Consider the following 17783-nt stretch of genomic DNA (forward strand, 5'->3'; position numbering starts at 1 on the left):
GGACGGACCTCGGGGTCCGGGTCACGCACTGTCGGCGAGCAGTGCGGGCGCCCGCTCGACCAGCGCCCGCTCGTCGGCGTAGGCCAGCCGGCCGGCCAGCTCGTCGAGGGGGACCCAGGCGACCTCGGTCACCTCGACGTCGGCGTCGGACAGGGCGCCCCCGATGGCGCGCAGCAGGAAGTGGTGCACCGTCTTGTGCACGCGGCGGCCCTCGGCGACGAACCAGAAGTCGATGATCCCGAGCGGGGCGAGCACCTCGCCGATGATCCCGGTCTCCTCGGCGACCTCCCGGACGGCGGTGTCCTCCGGGGTCTCGCCCTCCTCGATGTGGCCCTTGGGCAGCGACCACAGCAGCCGGCCGCGCCGGTCGGTGCGCCCGATGAGCGCGGCGCGGGGACCGGTGAGGGGGTCGTCGGCGACGACCAGGCCCCCCGCGGAGGTCTCGTCGACCCGGCGCAGACGGCGACCGGGACGCCCTCGTCCGCCGGTCCCTGCCATGCGAGGAGGGTAGCGCGAGCCGCGCCACTACCCTGGCTCGTCGTGTCCGGAGAGCCGCAGAGTCGCCCGGCCGTCGGGAGTGTCCCGCCGGCGGTACAGCAGACCGTGCGCGAGCTGGTGGACGTCTCCCCCGTGCTCGTCGAGCTGGGCGGACGTTTCGCCGCCGCCGGGTTCCAGACGCACCTGGTGGGCGGATCGGTGCGCGACGCGCTGCTGTCGGCGGGCGCCGGGGCGGCGGGCACCGGGGCGGGGATGCCGGCCGGGGACCTCGACGTCACCACCGATGCCCGGCCGGAGCAGGTGCTCGCGCTCCTGCGCGGGTGGGCGGGTTCCACGTGGAACCAGGGCATCGCCTTCGGCACCGTCGGCGCCGAGGTCCGCGGCACCCGGCTGGAGATCACCACCTTCCGCGCCGACCGCTACGACCGGGAATCGCGCAACCCCGAGGTGGCGTGGGGTGACTCGCTGGAGGACGACCTGGCCCGCCGGGACTTCACGGTGAACGCCATGGCGGTGTCGCTGGGTCCCGACCGCACGGTCACCGACCCGTTCGGCGGTCTCGGTGACCTGCTCGCCCGCCGGCTGCGGACTCCGGGCGCGGCCGTGGACTCCTTCGCCGACGACCCGCTGCGGATGCTTCGGGCGGTCCGGTTCGTCGCCCAGCTCGGTCTCACGCCCGCCGACGAGGTGGTCGCGGCGATGACGTCGATGTCCGGCGAGCTGGCCCGGATCACGCCGGAGCGGGTCCAGGCGGAGCTGTCGAAGACGCTGCTGCAGGACTCTCCCCGGGCGGCGCTGGAGCTGTTCGTCTCCACCGGCCTGGCCGACGTCGTCCTGCCCGAGCTGCCGGCGCTGCGCATGGAGATCGACGAGCACCACCAGCACAAGGACGTCTACAGCCACTCGCTGACCGTGCTGGACCGGGCGATCGCGCTGGAGCGGGCCGACGGGCGGGCGGGCGGTGACGACGCCCCGTCGCCGGACCTGGTGCTGCGGCTGGCGGCGCTGCTGCACGACATCGGCAAGCCGGCCACGCGGCGGCACGAGCCCCGCGGCCGGGTCTCCTTCCACCACCACGAGGTGGTCGGCGCCAAGCTCGTGCGCAAGCGGCTGACGGCGCTGCGCTATCCCAAGGACGTCGTGGAGGCGGTCGCGCGGCTGACCTTCCTGCACCTGCGGTTCCACGGCTACGGCCGCGGCGAGTGGACCGACTCGGCGGTGCGCCGCTACGTCACCGACGCCGGCGACCTGCTGTCCCGGCTGCACAAGCTGGTCCGCTCGGACTGCACCACGCGCAACCGGCGGCGGGCCGCGGCGCTGTCGGCCACCTACGACTCCCTCGAGCAGCGGATCGCCGAGCTGTCGGTGGCCGAGGACCTCGCGCGCGTCCGGCCCGATCTCGACGGCAACGCGATCATGGAGATCCTCGGCCTCCCGCCCGGCCGCGAGGTCGGCGAGGCGTGGCGGTTCCTCAAGGACCTCCGGCTCGAGCGCGGCCCCCTCGACCGTGACGAGGCCGAGGCCGAGCTGCGCGCCTGGTGGGCCGCCCGCGCCTGACCCGGGGGCTCCCCCGCTCGGGTGGCGCCGCCCGCCCCACCCCTCCCCCGGCTCGCCGTCCGCCGGTAGGACGGACGGCCGGACCACGGGACGGGGCGACGGGTGCACGGGGCGGGGCAGCAGCAGCGCGGCGGACGGCCGCCGTGGCCGTCGGAGCTGCCGTCCGGGCAGTGGCGGCCCCCCGTGCCGCCGCCGCTCCCGCCGGCCGTCCCGGTCCCGCCCACCGGCAGGGTGCCGCAGCGGGTGCTCGGTGACGCCACCGGCCGCGACGGGGAGCCCGCCCCCTGGCGCTCCTGGGAGGGCGGTCCCCCGCAGCCGCCGCGCCGCCGGTCGTCGGCCGCCCGCGGGGTGCTGTCGGTCGTCGTGGTCCTCGTGCTCTCCCTCGGGGCGTCCGTGCTGGCCGGCCCGCGCCCGTGGCCCTGGGAGTCCGGCCACGTGTCCACCTCCCCCGACGTCACGCCCCCCGGCGCCGGCGCGGCGGCGGACCGGCCCACCCCCGGCCACGAGGCGGCGGACGCACCGCTCGGCACGCCGTCGGCGGCGCCCGGCACGGGGACCCACGCCTTCGTCGACACCCAGCCCGACGGCACCCCCGTCGCCTACGACCCCTGCCGGCCGGTCCACTGGGTCATGCGGCCCGACGGCGCGCCCCCGGGCGCGACCGCCCTGGTCGCGGAGGCGCTGTCCCGCCTCTCGGTCGCGAGCGGGCTGCGGTTCGTCTTCGACGGGACCACCGACGAGTCCTGGTCGCAGGACCGGGCGGCCTTCCAGCCCGACCGGTACGGCGACCGCTGGGCGCCGGTGCTGGTCACCTGGGCGACGGCCGACGAGGTCCCCGACCTGGAGGGCACCGTCGCGGGGCTCGGCGGGAGCCAGGCCGCCGCGGCCGCCGGGTCGTGGGTCTACGTCACCGGCACGGTCACGATCGACGCCGCATGGGCCGACGGCCCGGCCCGCTCCGTCGAGGGGCGGGCCGAGGTCCGCGGGGTGCTCATGCACGAGTTCGGCCACGTGCTCGGCCTCGACCACGTCGAGGACCCCGCGGAGCTGATGCACCCGGAGTACCGGGGGCAGGAGGGCCTGGGCCCCGGCGACCTCGCCGGGCTCGCGGAGCTCGGCCGCGGCGTCTGCGCGCCGGGTCTCTAGACGGGGACCGGCTCCCGGCTGCCGCGCAGGAACGCGGCGGCGGTCAGCGCGTACACGGCCGCGACGGCGACCAGCACCGGCACGGAGACGCCCGAGGCCGGCAGCACCAGCGCACCGGCCACCAGGGCCGCCACGTAGGTGACGTTGACCAGGGTGTCGTAGACGGAGAACACCCGGCCGCGGACGTCGTCGCCGAGGGACTCCTGCAGCGTGGTGTCCACACAGACCTTCACCCCCTGCCCGACGAAGCCGAGCACGAACCCGGCCGCCACGACCCCCGGTGGCGCGAAGGTGAGCCCGAGCAGCACCTGCAGCGCGCCGCCACCGGCCAGCAGCAGTGCCGTCCACCGCCGGCGGCCCAGCCGGCGCACCGCGGCCGGGGTGACCAGCGCCGCCAGCAGCGTGCCCACCGCGCCGGCGCCGACCACCTGGCCGAGGCCCACCAGCCCGCCGGGGAACAGCGGGCCGGACCCCTCGAGCAGGGGACCGCGGTACAGCAGCAGGGACACCAGCGTCAGCAGGCCGTAGGCGACCCGGTGCCCGGCGATCGCCAGCAGCGCGGCCCCGGCCGGGGGGTGCGCCGCCACGGACCGGGCACCCTCGGCCATCCCGGCGAGGACCCGCCGCACCGTCAGCCGGGCCGAGCGGGTGGCGGTGTCCGGGCCCAGGTCGCCCCGGCCGAACCCGGCGGCGACGGCGGCGGCCGCCAGGTAGGGCAGCGCGGCGCAGAGCGCCACGGCCGCGTACCCGGCGTCCCCGGGCGGTGCCAGCTGCACCAGCCCGACCGCGACGCCGCCCCCGACGACCGTGGCCACCGCCCCGGACGTCGTCGACAGGGCGTTGGCGGTCACCAGCGTGCCGGCGTCGGCGGTGTGCGGCAGGCCGGCCGACAGCGCCGACAGCACGAACCGGGTCACCGAGAAGACCGCGAGCCCCGTGACGGCCAGCGGCAGGCCGGCCGCCCCGCCGAGGACCAGGGCGGCGACGACGGCGACCAGCCCGGCCCGCAGCAGGTCGGCGTGCACGAGCACCTGCCGCCGGCTCCAGCGGTCCAGCCAGACGCCGGCGAACGGGCCGAGGAGCGAGTAGGGCAGCAGGAGGACGGCGAAACCGGCCGCGACGGCCAGCGGATCAGCCGCCCGCTGCGGGTTGAACAGCACGGTCCCGGCGAGGGAGGCCTGGAAGGCACCGTCGCCGAACTGCGCGGACAGCCGGGTGAGGAGCAGCCGCCGGAAGTCGCGGCGGGACAGCAGGTGCCGCACGGTCGGAGCGGCCCGCTGCACCGGGTCACCCTACGGCGCGGGCTCGACCTCCCCCGGGCCGCGGACTGTTGCACACTGGACGGGATGACTTCGGTGCCCCCGTCACCCGATCCCGAGTCCGGCCCGCCGATGCGGCCGGTCACGGGCCGACGTCGCGCGGCGGTGCCCCGGCTGTCGACCGGCACCCTCGACGACGTCGTGCCGGGCTCGCTGCTGGTCGCGATGCCCGCGCTCACCGACCCCAACTTCGCCGGCACCGTCGTCTACGTGCTCGACCACAACGACACCGGCACGCTCGGCGTCGTCCTCGGCCGGCCCAGCCAGGTCGAGATCCGCGACGTGCTGCCCGGCTGGTGCGACCTCGCCGTCGAGCCGGGGGTCTTCCACGTCGGCGGCCCGTGCGAGACCGACACCGCGCTGTGCCTGGCCAGCTGCCCCGGCGCCGCGGCCGAGGCCCCGGGCCTGCGGCGGGTGGCCGGCGACGTCTACCTCGTCGACCTCGACGCCGACCCCGATGCCCTCGACAGCGGCCTGGCCGGGCTGCGGGTGTTCGCCGGGTACGCGGGCTGGTCCCCGGGCCAGCTGGCCGCCGAGGTCGCCGAGGGGGCGTGGGCGTGCGTGCCGGGCACCCCGGGCGACGTGCTCAGCGACCTCTCCGGTCCGCAGCTGTGGCGCACCGTCCTCGCCCGGCAGACCGGCCGGCTGGCCGTGCTGTCGACGGCGCCGGCGGACCCCTCCGCCAACTGACCCCACCCGGACACGCCGCGGGAGGTCTCCCGGCAGCGCGCGCCGGCGCGATCTGGTAGGAAGGGCACCGGAGGGGGCGGTCTGGGGAAGAGGCCGCCCCCTCCCCTCGTGTCCAGGCCCGGGTGCTTCAGACCCCGGTGGCCGCCGACAGCTCCGGGTGCGCCGCCGCGTCCACCGTCTGAGCGTCCTCGGGCACCGCGATCGTCCGCGGGCCGTGGTCCGACAGCGTCACGGTGACCTCGGCGTCCTGACCGGGCAGCGGGGTGACGTACTGCAGCAGCAGGTCGCTGGTGTCGTCCACGGCCACCGACCAGCCCGTCTCGCCGGCGTAGACCGTGGCCAGCCGCCGGTCGATCGAGCGCTGGCCCTCCCAGGTGTGCTCCCCGCCGCGGAAGGCGGCGGCGTCGTCGGCCTCCGGGGCGCCGAGGTTGAGCACCACGGTGACGAGCACGTCGGTCAGCGGGACCGCGTCCGGACCGGTCGCCAGCGGGCGGCGCACGAACGGGGCGTCGGGCAGCCCGGCGGCGGCCAGGGCGGCGGGCAGGCCCGGCACGTCGCCGAACCAGAGCTGCTCGCGCGTGAAGAACAGCGTGCGGACGTCGTCGGGACGCTCGTCGCCGTAGTCGGTCACCGCCTGGGCACGACCGGCGGAGCCGGCGAAGTCGACCTCGCCGGTGAGCGTCAGCAGCCCGCCGTCGCCGAACGGCGCGGTGACGACGACGTCCGCGCCGCCCTCCTCGGTGTCCCGCGCGAGCAACCCGGCGAGCACGTCGGCCTCCTCGGCGGTCACCGGGTCACCCGGCTGCCGGTCGGCCTCGGGGTCGGAGCAGCCCGCGAGCAGCACGCCGGTCGTGACCAGCGCGGACGCGAGCAGTCGGCGCGGCATGGCGGTCAGCGTAGGCAGCGCGGCGGCGTCCCCGGCGTCCCGACAGGCCCGGACGTGCCGCGGGCCCGCCCCCCGGAGCGGGGGACGGGCCTGCGGGCGGGACGCTCAGCGGGTCAGCGCTCGACCTCGCCGCGGATGAAGGCCTCGACGGCGTCGCGGGCCTCGCTGTCGCTGTACTGCACCGGCGGGGACTTCATGAAGTACGACGACGCCGACAGGATCGGGCCGCCGATCCCGCGGTCCATGGCGATCTTCGCCGCGCGGACGGCGTCGATGATGATGCCGGCCGAGTTCGGGGAGTCCCAGACCTCGAGCTTGTACTCCAGGTTCAGCGGGACGTCGCCGAAGGCGCGGCCCTCGAGGCGGACGTAGGCCCACTTGCGGTCCGACAGCCACGGCACGTGGTCCGACGGGCCGATGTGCACGTTGTCGGTGCCCATGTCGCGGTCGACCTGGCTGGTGACGGCCTGGGTCTTGGAGATCTTCTTGGACTCCAGGCGCTCGCGCTCGAGCATGTTCTTGAAGTCCATGTTGCCGCCGACGTTGAGCTGCATCGTGCGGTCGAGCTGTACGCCGCGGTCCTCGAACAGCTTGGCCAGCACCCGGTGGGTGATGGTGGCGCCGACCTGGCTCTTGATGTCGTCACCGACGATCGGGACGCCGGCGGCGGTGAACTTGTCCGCCCACTCCTTCGTCCCGGCGATGAACACCGGCAGGGCGTTGACGAAGCCGACACCGGCGTCGAGGGCGGCCTGCGCGTAGAACTCGGCGGCCTGCTGCGAGCCGACCGGCAGGTAGCAGACGAGGACGTCGGCACCGGACTCGCGCAGGGCAGCGACGACGTCGACCGGCTCCTCGTCGGACTCCTCGATCGTGGCCCGGTAGTACTTGCCCAGCCCGTCGAGGGTGGTGCCGCGCTGCACGGTCACGCCGAGCGGCGGCACGTCGGTGATCTTGATGGTGTTGTTCTCGCTGGCGACGATGGCCTCGGAGAGGTCGCGGCCGACCTTCTTGGCGTCGACGTCGAACGCCGCGACGAACTGCACGTCGGAGACGTGGTAGTCGCCGAAGCGGACGTGCATGAGCCCGGGCACCGAGGCGGTCTCGTCGGCGTCGCGGTAGTAGTGCACGCCCTGGACGAGCGAGGCGGCACAGTTACCGACGCCGACGATGGCGACCTTGACAGCTCCCATTGCTTTCCCTTCTCCCTGGACCGGGTGGTCCGTGTCGCGGGACCGTTCCGGTCCTGGCGGTGCGGCCGGCGGGCTGGACAGCCGTCGTGCCTGCGGTGCGGGTGGTGCGCGGTTCGGTGGTGCTCGGTGCGGCGCCGCGGAGGTGCGGCGTCACCCGTCGCCGGTTCGTGGGCGCTCGTCCCCCGGGGCCGGGCCGGGCCGGCTCTGCTCGCCGTCGATGCGCTCCTTGTCGATGAGCTCGGCCAGCCAGCGCACCTCCCGGTCGACCGAGTCGAGGCCGTGGCGCTGCAGTTCCAGCGTGTAGCGGTCGAGCCGTTCGCGGGTCCGCGCCAGTGAGGACCGCAGGCCGTCCCGCTGCCGTTCGACCGTGCGGCGGCGCCCCTCGAGGATGCGCAGCCGCACGTCGGCGGCAGTGTGCCGGAAGAAGGCGAGGTGGACGCCGAAGAGCCTGCCGTCGTCGTACGCCTCGGGGCCGGCCTGGCTGACCAGCTCCGCGAAGCGTTCCTTGCCCTCCGCGGTGATCGTGTAGACCACCTTCCCGCGCCGGCCGGTGAGCGGCGGTGCGTCGGCCGGCAGTGGTGCGTGCCGGTCGGGCTCGTCGGTGGTGACGAGCCCGGCGGCGTACAACCGCTTGAGCGCGGGATACAGCGAGCCGTAGGAGATGCTGCGCAGGCCCCCGAGCACCTCCGCGAGCCGTTTGCGCAGCTCGTAGCCGTGCATGGGGGACTGCTGCAGCAGTCCGAGGATGGCGAACTCGAGCATCTCGCCCCCCATCGGCTCCTGCCGTTCGATGTATCGAGACGATACATCGGCGTGTGAACGGGCCGGCAACCCGACGTGGGGCGCCCGATCGTGGACCGCCCGCGCGTACGGGACCGGAGGGCGCGGACTGCGTACATTGGCGGCCGTGCCCGGACGTCGCTCCGTCGTGGACTACTCGCTGCAGCGGCGGGCCGTCCTGGCCGACGTCAGGTCCGGTCGCACCGGCCTGTTCGAGGTCTGCGACGCCGGCCCGTACCTGACCCGCGCGGCCCGCTACCACGGCCGGCAGACCGACGTGCCGTGCCCGGTCTGCCGCCGTGAACGCCTCACCCTGGTCAACTACGTCTACGGTGAGGGGCTGGGCCACGTGTCCGGGCAGGCGAAGACCGAGGCGGAACTCGCCCGGATGGACGCCGCGCAGGAGGAGTTCTCCGTGTACACCGTCGAGGTGTGCCGCGGGTGCGGGTGGAACCACCTGGACTCCTCCTACGTCCTCGGAGTCGAGCCCGAGCCGGGGCGTCAGCCGCGCCGGCGCCGCCGCACCGCCACGGACTAGCGCCCCCACGGGCTGGACCGAGCCGGCCGGCGGGAGCACACCGGCGGACCCGTCCGTCACACCCGTCCCGGGGGGACGGCGCGCCCGCGCGTCCTCCCCGGGCCCCACAGCCAACGACGCCACGCTGGGCCGGACCCGATCCGCCCACCGAGACCCGAGGAGGGGCTCCCTGGTGCCTCCCCACGACGAGACCACGCCGGTCGGGCCGGCCGGCGGCCCGCCGCGGCGCCCACCGGCCGGCCGCACGCCCGCTGCCGGCGGGGCCGGCGGCCGCGCCCGCACGAACGCGTCGCGGTCCGGGGGCTCCGTCGGCTCCCGCCCCGGCGGCTCGCGTCCCACCGGCTCGCGGCCCGCGGGGGGCAAGCCCGGCAGCAAGAAGGCGCGCAGCACGAAGCAGCGGCGCCGTCGCCGGCTGAAGGTCGCGCTGGGCACCCTGCTCGGCCTGTTCCTCCTGCTCGGCGTCTTCGTCGGCGTCGTCTACGCCACGACCGAGGTGCCCGACCCCGGCTCGGTGCAGAACTCGCAGACCACCGTCGTCTACTACGCCGACGGCACCACCGAGATGGCCCGCCTCGGGGACACCAACCGCACCAACGTCGGCCTGGCCGAGGTGTCCGAGGCCGCGCGCGACGCCGTGCTCGCCGCGGAGAACCGGAACTTCTACTCCGACCCGGGCATCTCCTTCACCGGCATCGTCCGGGCGGCCTGGAACAACCTGACCGGCGGCTCGACGCAGGGTGGCTCGACCATCACCCAGCAGTACGTGAAGAACGCCTTCCTGACGGCGGACCAGACGTTCAGCCGCAAGTTCCAGGAGCTCTTCCTGGCGGTCAAGCTGGACAACGAGTACTCGAAGGACGAGATCCTCGAGAACTACCTCAACACCATCTACTTCGGCCGCGGCGCCTACGGCATCGAGGCGGCGGCCAACACCTTCTTCGGCGTCCCGGCGGCCCAGCTCACCCCGCAGCAGGGCGCGGTGCTCGCCGTCCAGATCCGCAGCCCCAGCTCCTACGACCCGGAGGCCAACCCCGAGGGCGCGCAGGACCGCTGGGGGCTGGTCCTCGACGCGATGGTCGAGGAGGGCTGGATGACCCAGGCCGACCGCGACGCGTCGGTCTACCCGCCGGTCCAGCCGCGGCCGGAGTCCTCCGCGCTGGGCATCCCGACCGGTCCCGAGGGCCTGGTCGTGTCGCAGGCGATCAGCGAGCTCGAGGGCCGCGGCTACTCCGACGAGCAGATCCGGGCCGGTGGGCTGCGGATCACCACCACCGTCGACAAGCCCACCCAGGACGCCGCACTGGCCGCGGTCGCCGAGGTGATGGACGGCCAGCCGGACAACCTGCGGCAGGCCCTGGTCGCCGTCGACCCGCGCACCGGCGGGGTCCGCGCCTACTACGGCGGGGACGTCGGTGCCGGCGACGACGCGATCGACTACGCCCAGGCCCGCCGCCAGCCCGGCTCGTCGATGAAGCCCTACGTGCTCGCGACCGCGCTGGACCAGGGCATCAGCGTGACCTCGCGCCGCGACGGCAGCTCGCCGCAGGAGTTCCCCGACCGGCCCGGGCTGCCGGTCCGCAACTCCGGCGGCACCTCCTGCCCGGCCTGCTCCCTGGTCGAGGCGATGACCCGCTCGCTGAACACGACGTACTACGGGCTGGCCTACGAGGTGGGCCCGGAGAACGTCCGTGAGACGGCGCTGGCCGCCACCGGCATGCCCGACACCTGGCCGGCCACCGGTGTGTCGTCGCTGGACGACAAGCCGACGCTGGCCGACCCCGAGACCGGCAGCACCGGCTCCTCGATCGGGATCGGGCAGTACGAGATGCGCCCGATCGACCAGGCCACCGGCTTCGCCACCTTCGCCAGCGGTGGCGTGCGGCACGACGCGCACTTCGTCAGCCGGGTCACCGACACCGCGGGGGCCGTGCTGCTCGACAACGGCGCCCCGGCCGGCGAGCAGGTGATGAGCGAGCAGGTCGCCAGCGACACCACCTATGCGCTCGAGGGCGTGGCGCAGTACTCGCGGCGGGCGCTCGACGACGACCGCGAGGTGGCCGCCAAGACCGGCACGCAGGGCATCGACGCCGACGACAACTCCGACGCCTGGATGGTCGGCTACACGCCGTCGCTGTCGACCGCGGTGTGGATGGGCAGCGACGGCTACCAGCCGATCCGCAACGACGACGGCGCGATCGTCTACGGCTCGGGCCTGCCGGGTGCCATCTGGCAGCAGTTCATGGACACGGTGCTCGACGGGACGCCGGAGGAGGACCTGCCCGACCGGCCGGTCATCCGCGGCGACACGGGCGAGGGCGTGCCGGAGCCGGTGACCGAGCCGGCGGCGCCGACCACCCAGTCGGCGCCCCCCACCCAGTCGGCGCCGACCACGCAGCCGGCGCCGTCCACCCCGGCCACGCCCACCGAGACGGTGCCGGGACCCGGGACGCCGGTGGACCCGAACAGCGGGAACGGGGGCAACGCGGACCCGAACGCGCCGGTGCCGCCGGTGCCGAACCCGGTACCGCAGCAGCCGCCGAACGGCCCGGTGACCGGTGGCACCACCGCTCCGGTGCCGCCCGACCCGGGCACCGGCCAGCCGCAGCAACCCGGTCAGCCGGCACCCACCACCCAGCCGCAGCCGCAGCCGGTCGGCTGACCCGCCCGGCACACTGACCGGGTGAGCTCCTCCCCCACGGGCCCGTCCGCCCCGGCGCAACCGCCGGCGGACGGGCCCGCGGCGTTCCCGGCTCCCGGGTCGGTGCCCGCGGGCCGGCCGGACCGCGTGGTGCCGACCTGGTCCGACCCGGTCGCGGCGCAGGCGAGCGAGGCGGTCGGCGGGCCGTGGGGACGGCACGCCGTGACCGGCCGCGCGCTGTTCTGGACGCCGCTGCGGATCTGCCTGCTCTACGCCACCGCCGTCCTGGCCGGGGCGTGGCTGAAGCAGGCGCCGTGCTCGGACGGCAACTGGGCGGGCTCGGTGCAGTACACGCACCTCTGCTACTCCGACACCGTCCCGCTGTTCACCCTGCACGGCCTGGACGCCGGGTCGCTCCCCTACCTCGACTCCGGGGTCGAGTACCCGGTCCTCACCGGCGCCTTCATGGCGCTGGCCGCGCTGCTCGGCCGGGTCTACGGCGACCTGGCGACGGCGGCCGGGCTGCTGCCGCAGGTCCCGCCCGTGCAGGCGTACTACGTGGCCACCTGCCTGCTGCTGTGCGGCTGCGCGTTCCTCGTCGTCCGCGGGGTGCTCGCCCTGGCCGGGCACCGGCCGTGGGACGCGGCGATGATCGGCCTGTCCCCGCTGCTGCTGGTACACGCGTTCACCAACTGGGACCTGTTCGCCGTCGCCCTGGCCACCGGCGGGACGTGGGCCTGGGCGCGCAACCGGCCGGTGCTGGCCGGGGCGCTGCTCGGTCTCGGCGTCGCCGCGAAGTTCTATCCGCTGCTGCTGCTCGGCGCGCTGTTCCTGCTGTGCCTGCGGGCCGGCCGGCTGCGCGAGTGGCTGCGGGCCGCCGTCGCCGCCGGGGTGGCCTGGCTGGCCGTGGACGTGCCGGTCGCGCTCCTGGCGCCGCGGAACTGGTCGCTGTTCTTCCGCCTCAACACCGCCCGCCCGGCCGACCCCGACAGCCTGTGGAACGTCCTGATCACCGCCTCCGACGGCCGGTTCCTCGACGGCCCGCTGCCCGAGGGCACGCCGCCGGTGCTGCTCAACACGGTCGTGGCGGTCTGCGTGCTGCTCGTCGTCGCCGGGCTCGGCTGGCTGGTGCTGCGCGCCCCGGTGCGGCCGCGGGTGCCGCAGGTGGCCTTCCTGCTGGTCGCGGCGTTCCTGCTGGTGACCAAGGTCTGGAGCCCGCAGTACTCGCTGTGGCTGCTGCCGCTGGCGGTGCTCGCCCGGCCGCGCTGGCGCGCGCTGCTGCTGTGGCAGGCCAGCGAGGTGGTGCTCTGGGTGCTGCGGATGCTCTGGTACCTCGGCACGGAGGACCGCGGCGTCGGCGTCGAGTGGTTCTTCCTCGCGGTGATCGCGCGCGACCTCGCCGTCGTCGTCTTCATGGGCCTGGTCGTGCGCGACGTCCTGCACCCCGACGAGGATCCCGTCCGCACCAGCTGGCCCGGTGTCGACGACCCCGCCGGCGGACCGCTGGACGGCGCTCCCGACCGGGTCACCCTGCGCCGCCGCGTCGAGGCACGGGTCGAGGCATAGGAAGCGCTCCGCACGTCCCGGCGCCCGCGACGTGCGGATCGCTTCCTATACCGCTTCCAAACCGCTCTCAGGGCCTCAGCGCAGGGCATCGCGGACGAGCTGGACCTCCTCGGCGTGCGACGCGGCGTCGCCGGGGGTCTCCAGGACCACGGGGCACTCGGCGGCCCGCGCGACCTCCAGCAGCAGCTCCAGCGGGATCTCACCCTCGGTGAGGGGCGCGTGCCGGTCGCGGCCGGAGCCGTGCGGGTCGCGGCTGTTGTTCAGGTGCACGAGGTCGACGCGGCCGGTGACCGCGCGGACGTCGTCGACGGCGGTGGCGAGGTCCCAGCCGGCCGCCCAGGCGTGGCAGGTGTCCAGCACGAAGCCCGCGCCGAACTCGCCGACGGCGTCCCACAGCCGGGCCACCGCGCCGAGCTCGCGGGCCATCGCGGCGTCCCCGCCGGCGGTGTTCTCGATGAGCACCGGCAGCGGGAAGCCGCCGTCCTCGGCCTGGCGGGCGAATGTCTTGCGCCAGTTGTCGAACCCGGCGGCCGGGTCGTCCTTGGCCAGCACGTGACCGCCGTGCACGACCATCCCGCGGGCGCCGATCGCCGCCGAGGCCCGCGCGTGCACCGCGAGGTTCTTCCGGCTGGGGATGCGGATCCGGTTGTTGGTCGAGGCCACGTTGAGCACGTAGGGCGCGTGCACGAACACCGCGACGTCGGAGGCCAGCAGGTCCTCGGCGTCCGGGCGGGGGAGGGGCGCCTTCCAGCCCTGCGGGTCGCCGAGGAAGACCTGCACGCCGTCGGCGTCCATCTCCGCCGCGCGCGCCAGCGGGCCGCCGGCGTCGAGCTCGTTGTCCTGCGTCAGACCGGGGCCGACGTGTACGCCGATCGGGTGCTCCGCCACCCCGGCGACAGTAGTTCCGCCGGCGGGCACGTACCCGGCGATCCGTGCCCGCCGGCGCCGCGGACGTCGCTCCCGTCCTGGCGGGGAGGCAGCGGGAGCCGCGCTGGTATCCTCGACCTGCGCGTTCCGTGTGCCGTCCCGGCGCACAGGGCGCGCGACGCGTGTTCGACCCTCCTGCTGCAGACCTCCTGCAGCCGCCACAGACCAGAGGAGGTGGGGTTCTCCGTGCGTCGCTACGAACTGATGGTCATCCTCGACCCCGACCTGGAGGAGCGCACCATCGCTCCCTCCCTCGACCGGTTCCTGACCGTCGTCACCAACTCCGGTGGCACCGTCAAGACCGAGATCTGGGGCCGGCGTCGCCTGGCCTACGAGATCAAGAAGCACGTCGAGGGCATCTACGCCATCGTCGACATCCAGGCCGAGCCCGCTGCGGTCGCCGAGCTGGACCGCCAGCTCAACCTCAACGAGGCGGTCCTGCGCACCAAGCTGATGCGGCCCGAGGTCCACTGAGCATGGCCGGCGAGACCGTCATCACCGTCATCGGCAACCTGACCTCCGACCCGGAGCTGCGGTTCACGCCGTCGGGAGCCGCGGTCGCCAACTTCACCGTCGCCTCGACGCCGCGCACCTTCGACCGCCAGTCGCAGGAGTGGAAGGACGGCGAGGCGCTGTTCCTGCGCTGCAACGTCTGGCGGCAGGCGGCGGAGAACGTCGCCGAGTCGCTCACCCGCGGTTCGCGGGTCATCGTCTCGGGGCGCCTCAAGCAGCGCTCGTTCGAGACGAAGGAAGGCGAGAAGCGCACCGTCATCGAGCTCGAGGTCGACGAGATCGGCCCCTCGCTGCGCTACGCCACCGCCAAGGTCACCCGGGCCTCCCGTGGTGAGGGCGGCGGCGGTGGTGGCGGCGGCTTCGGTGGTGGCGGCGGTTTCGGCGGCGGTGGCGGTGGAGCCAGCGACCCCTGGTCGACGCCGGCCGGCCCGTCCGACGAGCCGCCCTTCTGATCCCTCCTCTTTCCCCGCTCTAGTCGTACCTGGAGAACCCAGTGCCCAAGCCCCCCGTGCGCAAGCCCAAGAAGAAGGTCTGCCAGTTCTGCAAGGACAAGGCGACCTACATCGACTACAAGGACACGACCCTGCTGCGGAAGTTCATCTCCGACCGCGGCAAGATCCGTGCCCGCCGCGTGAGCGGCAACTGCAGCCAGCACCAGCGGGACGTCGCCACGGCCGTCAAGAACAGCCGTGAGATGGCCCTGCTGCCCTACACCTCGACGGCGCGCTGACCATGAGCACCACGAAGCTGATCCTGACGGCGGAGGTCACCGGTCTCGGGTCCTCCGGTGACACGGTGGAGGTCAAGGGCGGGTACGCCCGCAACTACCTCCTGCCCCGCGGCCTGGCCATCGTGGCCACCCGCGGTGCCGAGAAGCAGGTCACCTCGCTGCGGCGCGCGCGTGCCGCGCGCGAGGTGCGGTCGCTCGAGGAGGCGCAGGCCGTGGCCGGTCGCCTCTCCGGCCTGACCGTGCGCGTCCCCGCCCGCGCCGGCGACGGCGGCCGCCTGTTCGGCCGTGTCACCACCGCCGACGTGGCCGCGGCCGTCACCGCCGCGGGTGGCCCGGAGCTCGACCGCCGGCGCATCGAGCTGCCGAGCAGCATCAAGACCACCGGCCAGCACGCCGTCACCGTGCGGGTGCACCCGGAGGTCACGGCGACCCTGCCCATCGAGGTCGTCGCGGGCTGAGCCCCGCAGCACCGAGTACCGCCCAGGAGGGGCGCCGGACGTCGTCCGGCGCCCCTCCTGCCGTGTGTGGTCCTGTCGTGCGCGGTCGCCGACCTCAGCCCTGCGGCGCCGGGTCGTGGCGACCGGTGGCGGGCAGCACCAGCAGCCCGCCCACCGCGGGCACCGAGGCGCGCGCCGCACCCGGCGCGCCAGCGGCAGCTGTCACGGGCGGGACGCGGTGGCCGCGCTGGACCGGGAGCTGCCCGCGGCACTCGACCGCAGCGGGGGGACGCTGGAGGGACCCGCCCTCCTCGCCGTCCTCGGGATGGCCGCGGGAGGCCCGGCAGCCGACCTCCGGCGCGGCTGTGACGGCTGTTCAGGGCGGGACGGCGCGACACGCCCGGCGCCGCCGCCACGCCCACTTTCTCCTGTCCACAGCCGGTGGGCGGCCGCGGCGCAGGTGACGCGCCCGGGACCGCGGGATGACCGGTCGGTGTCCCGGCCGTCTCCACATGTCGACTCGGTCTGTCCACCGACTTGTCCACAAGTTGTGCAGAACGCGGCCCACACGGGTGTTGGACGGGTCCGTCCCTGGTTCCTAACGTCCTCCCCGGCGCCGGGGCGCCGAGAACTGTCGGTGGCTCCCGGTAGCAATGTGCTCGAACGCGTGTTCGAGTAGCACGTGAGGCGTCCTGGTGCTTCCCCCACCGGGCCCCGGCCGGGCGGCCGGGGTCTGCACGCGCGCGTGCCGACGAGGAGAGGGAGGTACCCAGGTGGCGGTGGCCGACGACTTCAGCCGGCCGCAGGCGGCGGCGCCGGCGTACGACCGGCAGCCCCCGCAGGACGTCGCGGCCGAGCAGTCGGTGCTCGGCGGCATGCTGCTCAGCAAGGACGCGGTCGCCGACGTCGTCGAGGTGTTGCACGGAGCCGACTTCTACCGGCCGGCGCACCAGGTGATCTTCGACTGCATCCTCGACCTGTACGGGCGCGGTGAGCCGGCCGACGCGATCACCGTCGCCGCGGAGCTCAACCGCACCGACCAGCTGTCGAAGATGGGCGGCGCGGTCTACCTGCACACCCTCATCGCCTCGACGCCGACGGCGGCCAACGCCGGCTACTACGCCGCCATCGTGGCCGAGCAGGCGGTGCTGCGGCGGCTGGTCGAGGCCGGCACCCGCGTGGTCCAGCTGGGCTACGGCGCGGCCGGCGGCAAGGGCGACGTCGACGACATCGTCGACCGCGCCCAGCAGGAGATCTACGACGTCACCGAGAAGCGCATGAGCGAGGACTACTCGCGCCTCGAGGACGTCCTGCAGCCGACGATGGACGAGCTCGACGCCATCGCCTCCCGCGGCGGCACCGCCCGCGGCGTGCCCACCGGGATCCGCGACCTCGACGAACTGACGAATGGTCTGCAAGCGGGACAGATGGTCGTCATCGCAGCAAGGCCTGGTGTAGGCAAGAGCACTCTGGGATTGGACATCGCGCGTTCTGCAACGGTGAAACACCACATGCCGGCCGTCATCTTCTCGCTCGAGATGAGCAAGCACGAGATCACCATGCGTCTGCTGTCGGCCGAGGCGAAGGTGCCGCTGCACCACATGCGCGCCGGCACGCTGTCGGACGAGGACTGGTCGAAGCTGGCCCGCCGGATGGGGGAGGTCGCCGACGCGCCGCTCTACATCGACGACTCGCCGAACATGACGATGATGGAGATCCGGGCCAAGGCGCGGCGGCTCAAGCAGCGCAACGACCTCAAGCTCGTGGTCATCGACTACCTGCAGCTGATGACCTCGGGCAAGCGCGTCGAGAGCCGCCAGCAGGAGGTGTCGGAGTTCTCCCGTGCGCTGAAGCTGCTGGCCAAGGAGCTCGAGGTCCCGGTCATCGCGATGTCGCAGCTGAACCGTGGGTCCGAGCAGCGTCAGGACAAGAAGCCGATGCTGTCCGACCTCCGGGAGTCCGGCTCGATCGAGCAGGACGCCGACATGGTCATGATGATCCACCGCGAGGACATGTACGAGAAGGAGTCCCCGCGGGCCGGCGAGGCCGACATCATGCTGGTCAAGCACCGCAACGGCCCGACCGCGAACGTCACCGTCGCCTTCCAGGGCCACTACAGCCGCTTCGTCGACATGGCGAACTGACCCGGCACCGCGACCTGACACGGCACGGCACGACGACCTGACACGGCGGTCGAGCAGCGACCACGGCGGCCCGGAGCGAATGCTCCGGGCCGCCGTGGCGTCTCGGGCCGATCCACGTGGAACACGCGGTGCGGACGAGGGCGGACACCCGGTCGGTGCGGCGCGCGAGGACCCCGCTGCCGGTCGTCCCCGGGGCCGGACGCAGGGGGGAACGGTTCCGC

The 17783-nt window shown here is 74.4% G+C and carries 17 protein-coding genes; 11 read left to right on the top strand and 6 right to left on the bottom strand.

All coding sequences use genetic code 11. The annotated features are described in order from the left end of the window. Positions 1 to 21 precede the first annotated feature (21 nt). Entirely contained in the window at positions 22 to 498 is a 477-nt protein-coding gene (locus tag HLV61_RS16730) for an NUDIX hydrolase (protein WP_093583022.1), read from the bottom strand. A gap of 105 nt (positions 499 to 603) precedes the next feature. Here HLV61_RS16730 and HLV61_RS16735 point away from each other — a divergent pair, with 105 nt between their 5' ends. Next, positions 604 to 2055, top strand: a complete 1452-nt coding sequence (locus tag HLV61_RS16735; protein ID WP_369257416.1) for a CCA tRNA nucleotidyltransferase — start codon at positions 604 to 606, stop codon at positions 2053 to 2055. Between the two features lie 183 nt (positions 2056 to 2238). Next, positions 2239 to 3201, top strand: coding sequence for a matrixin family metalloprotease (locus tag HLV61_RS16740; RefSeq protein ID WP_369257418.1), 963 nt, complete (start codon positions 2239 to 2241; stop codon positions 3199 to 3201). On the opposite strand, the gene HLV61_RS16745 is transcribed toward HLV61_RS16740, so the two are convergent. After that, positions 3198 to 4484 (bottom strand): MFS transporter, encoded by a 1287-nt coding sequence (locus HLV61_RS16745; RefSeq protein WP_369257420.1) that lies wholly within the window; start codon positions 4482 to 4484, stop codon positions 3198 to 3200. The two genes, HLV61_RS16740 and HLV61_RS16745, sit on opposite strands and share 4 nt — an antisense overlap. Before the next feature lie 63 nt (positions 4485 to 4547). Between HLV61_RS16745 and HLV61_RS16750 the strand changes: the two genes are divergently transcribed. Further along, positions 4548 to 5210, top strand: a complete 663-nt coding sequence (locus HLV61_RS16750) for a YqgE/AlgH family protein (RefSeq protein WP_369257422.1) — start codon at positions 4548 to 4550, stop codon at positions 5208 to 5210. Between the two features lie 127 nt (positions 5211 to 5337). Here the strand turns inward: HLV61_RS16750 and HLV61_RS16755 are convergent, their stop codons facing one another. The 3 genes from HLV61_RS16755 to HLV61_RS16765 form a co-directional block, all read right to left on the bottom strand. Then, positions 5338 to 6096 (bottom strand): hypothetical protein, encoded by a 759-nt coding sequence (locus tag HLV61_RS16755; protein ID WP_369257424.1) that lies wholly within the window; start codon positions 6094 to 6096, stop codon positions 5338 to 5340. A gap of 113 nt (positions 6097 to 6209) precedes the next feature. Continuing rightward, positions 6210 to 7289, bottom strand: a complete 1080-nt coding sequence (locus HLV61_RS16760; RefSeq protein WP_369257426.1) for an inositol-3-phosphate synthase — start codon at positions 7287 to 7289, stop codon at positions 6210 to 6212. Positions 7290 to 7439: 150 nt separating this feature from the next. After that, positions 7440 to 8063 carry a PadR family transcriptional regulator gene (locus HLV61_RS16765; protein WP_369257428.1) on the bottom strand — a complete coding sequence of 208 codons (624 nt, stop codon included), beginning with the start codon at positions 8061 to 8063 and terminating at the stop codon, positions 7440 to 7442. A 133-nt stretch (positions 8064 to 8196) separates the two neighbouring features. Here HLV61_RS16765 and HLV61_RS16770 point away from each other — a divergent pair, with 133 nt between their 5' ends. From HLV61_RS16770 to HLV61_RS16780, 3 genes are all read left to right on the top strand, one after another. Further along, the gene (locus HLV61_RS16770) at positions 8197 to 8607 is read left to right on the top strand and encodes a DUF5318 family protein (RefSeq protein ID WP_369257430.1); all 411 of its coding nucleotides are present in this window, start codon (positions 8197 to 8199) and stop codon (positions 8605 to 8607) included. Between the two features lie 172 nt (positions 8608 to 8779). Next, the gene (locus HLV61_RS16775) at positions 8780 to 11266 is read left to right on the top strand and encodes a transglycosylase domain-containing protein (protein WP_369257432.1); all 2487 of its coding nucleotides are present in this window, start codon (positions 8780 to 8782) and stop codon (positions 11264 to 11266) included. Between the two features lie 129 nt (positions 11267 to 11395). Then, on the top strand, positions 11396 to 12811 hold the full coding sequence (locus HLV61_RS16780) for a glycosyltransferase family 87 protein (RefSeq protein WP_369257434.1): 1416 nt from the start codon (positions 11396 to 11398) through the stop codon (positions 12809 to 12811). A gap of 75 nt (positions 12812 to 12886) precedes the next feature. On the opposite strand, the gene HLV61_RS16785 is transcribed toward HLV61_RS16780, so the two are convergent. Next, complete coding sequence (locus HLV61_RS16785; protein ID WP_369257436.1) at positions 12887 to 13699, bottom strand: deoxyribonuclease IV; 813 nt, start codon at positions 13697 to 13699, stop codon at positions 12887 to 12889. A gap of 225 nt (positions 13700 to 13924) precedes the next feature. Here HLV61_RS16785 and rpsF point away from each other — a divergent pair, with 225 nt between their 5' ends. From rpsF to dnaB, 5 genes are all read left to right on the top strand, one after another. After that, a complete protein-coding gene (rpsF, locus tag HLV61_RS16790; RefSeq protein ID WP_369257438.1) occupies positions 13925 to 14212 on the top strand; it encodes a 30S ribosomal protein S6 in 288 nt (95 codons plus the stop codon). Positions 14213 to 14214: 2 nt separating this feature from the next. After that, positions 14215 to 14703, top strand: a complete 489-nt coding sequence (locus tag HLV61_RS16795) for a single-stranded DNA-binding protein (RefSeq protein ID WP_369257440.1) — start codon at positions 14215 to 14217, stop codon at positions 14701 to 14703. A 41-nt stretch (positions 14704 to 14744) separates the two neighbouring features. Next, positions 14745 to 14981 carry a 30S ribosomal protein S18 gene (gene rpsR, locus HLV61_RS16800; protein ID WP_073422051.1) on the top strand — a complete coding sequence of 79 codons (237 nt, stop codon included), beginning with the start codon at positions 14745 to 14747 and terminating at the stop codon, positions 14979 to 14981. Positions 14982 to 14983: 2 nt separating this feature from the next. After that, positions 14984 to 15439 (top strand): 50S ribosomal protein L9, encoded by a 456-nt coding sequence (gene rplI, locus HLV61_RS16805; RefSeq protein ID WP_369257442.1) that lies wholly within the window; start codon positions 14984 to 14986, stop codon positions 15437 to 15439. Positions 15440 to 16197: 758 nt separating this feature from the next. Continuing rightward, a complete protein-coding gene (gene dnaB / locus HLV61_RS16810; protein WP_440284929.1) occupies positions 16198 to 17562 on the top strand; it encodes a replicative DNA helicase in 1365 nt (454 codons plus the stop codon). The last annotated feature ends 221 nt before the right edge of the window (positions 17563 to 17783 follow it).

Origin of the sequence: Geodermatophilus amargosae (assembly GCF_041028265.1) — a bacterium.
GTDB classification, from domain to species: domain Bacteria; phylum Actinomycetota; class Actinomycetes; order Mycobacteriales; family Geodermatophilaceae; genus Geodermatophilus; species Geodermatophilus amargosae_A.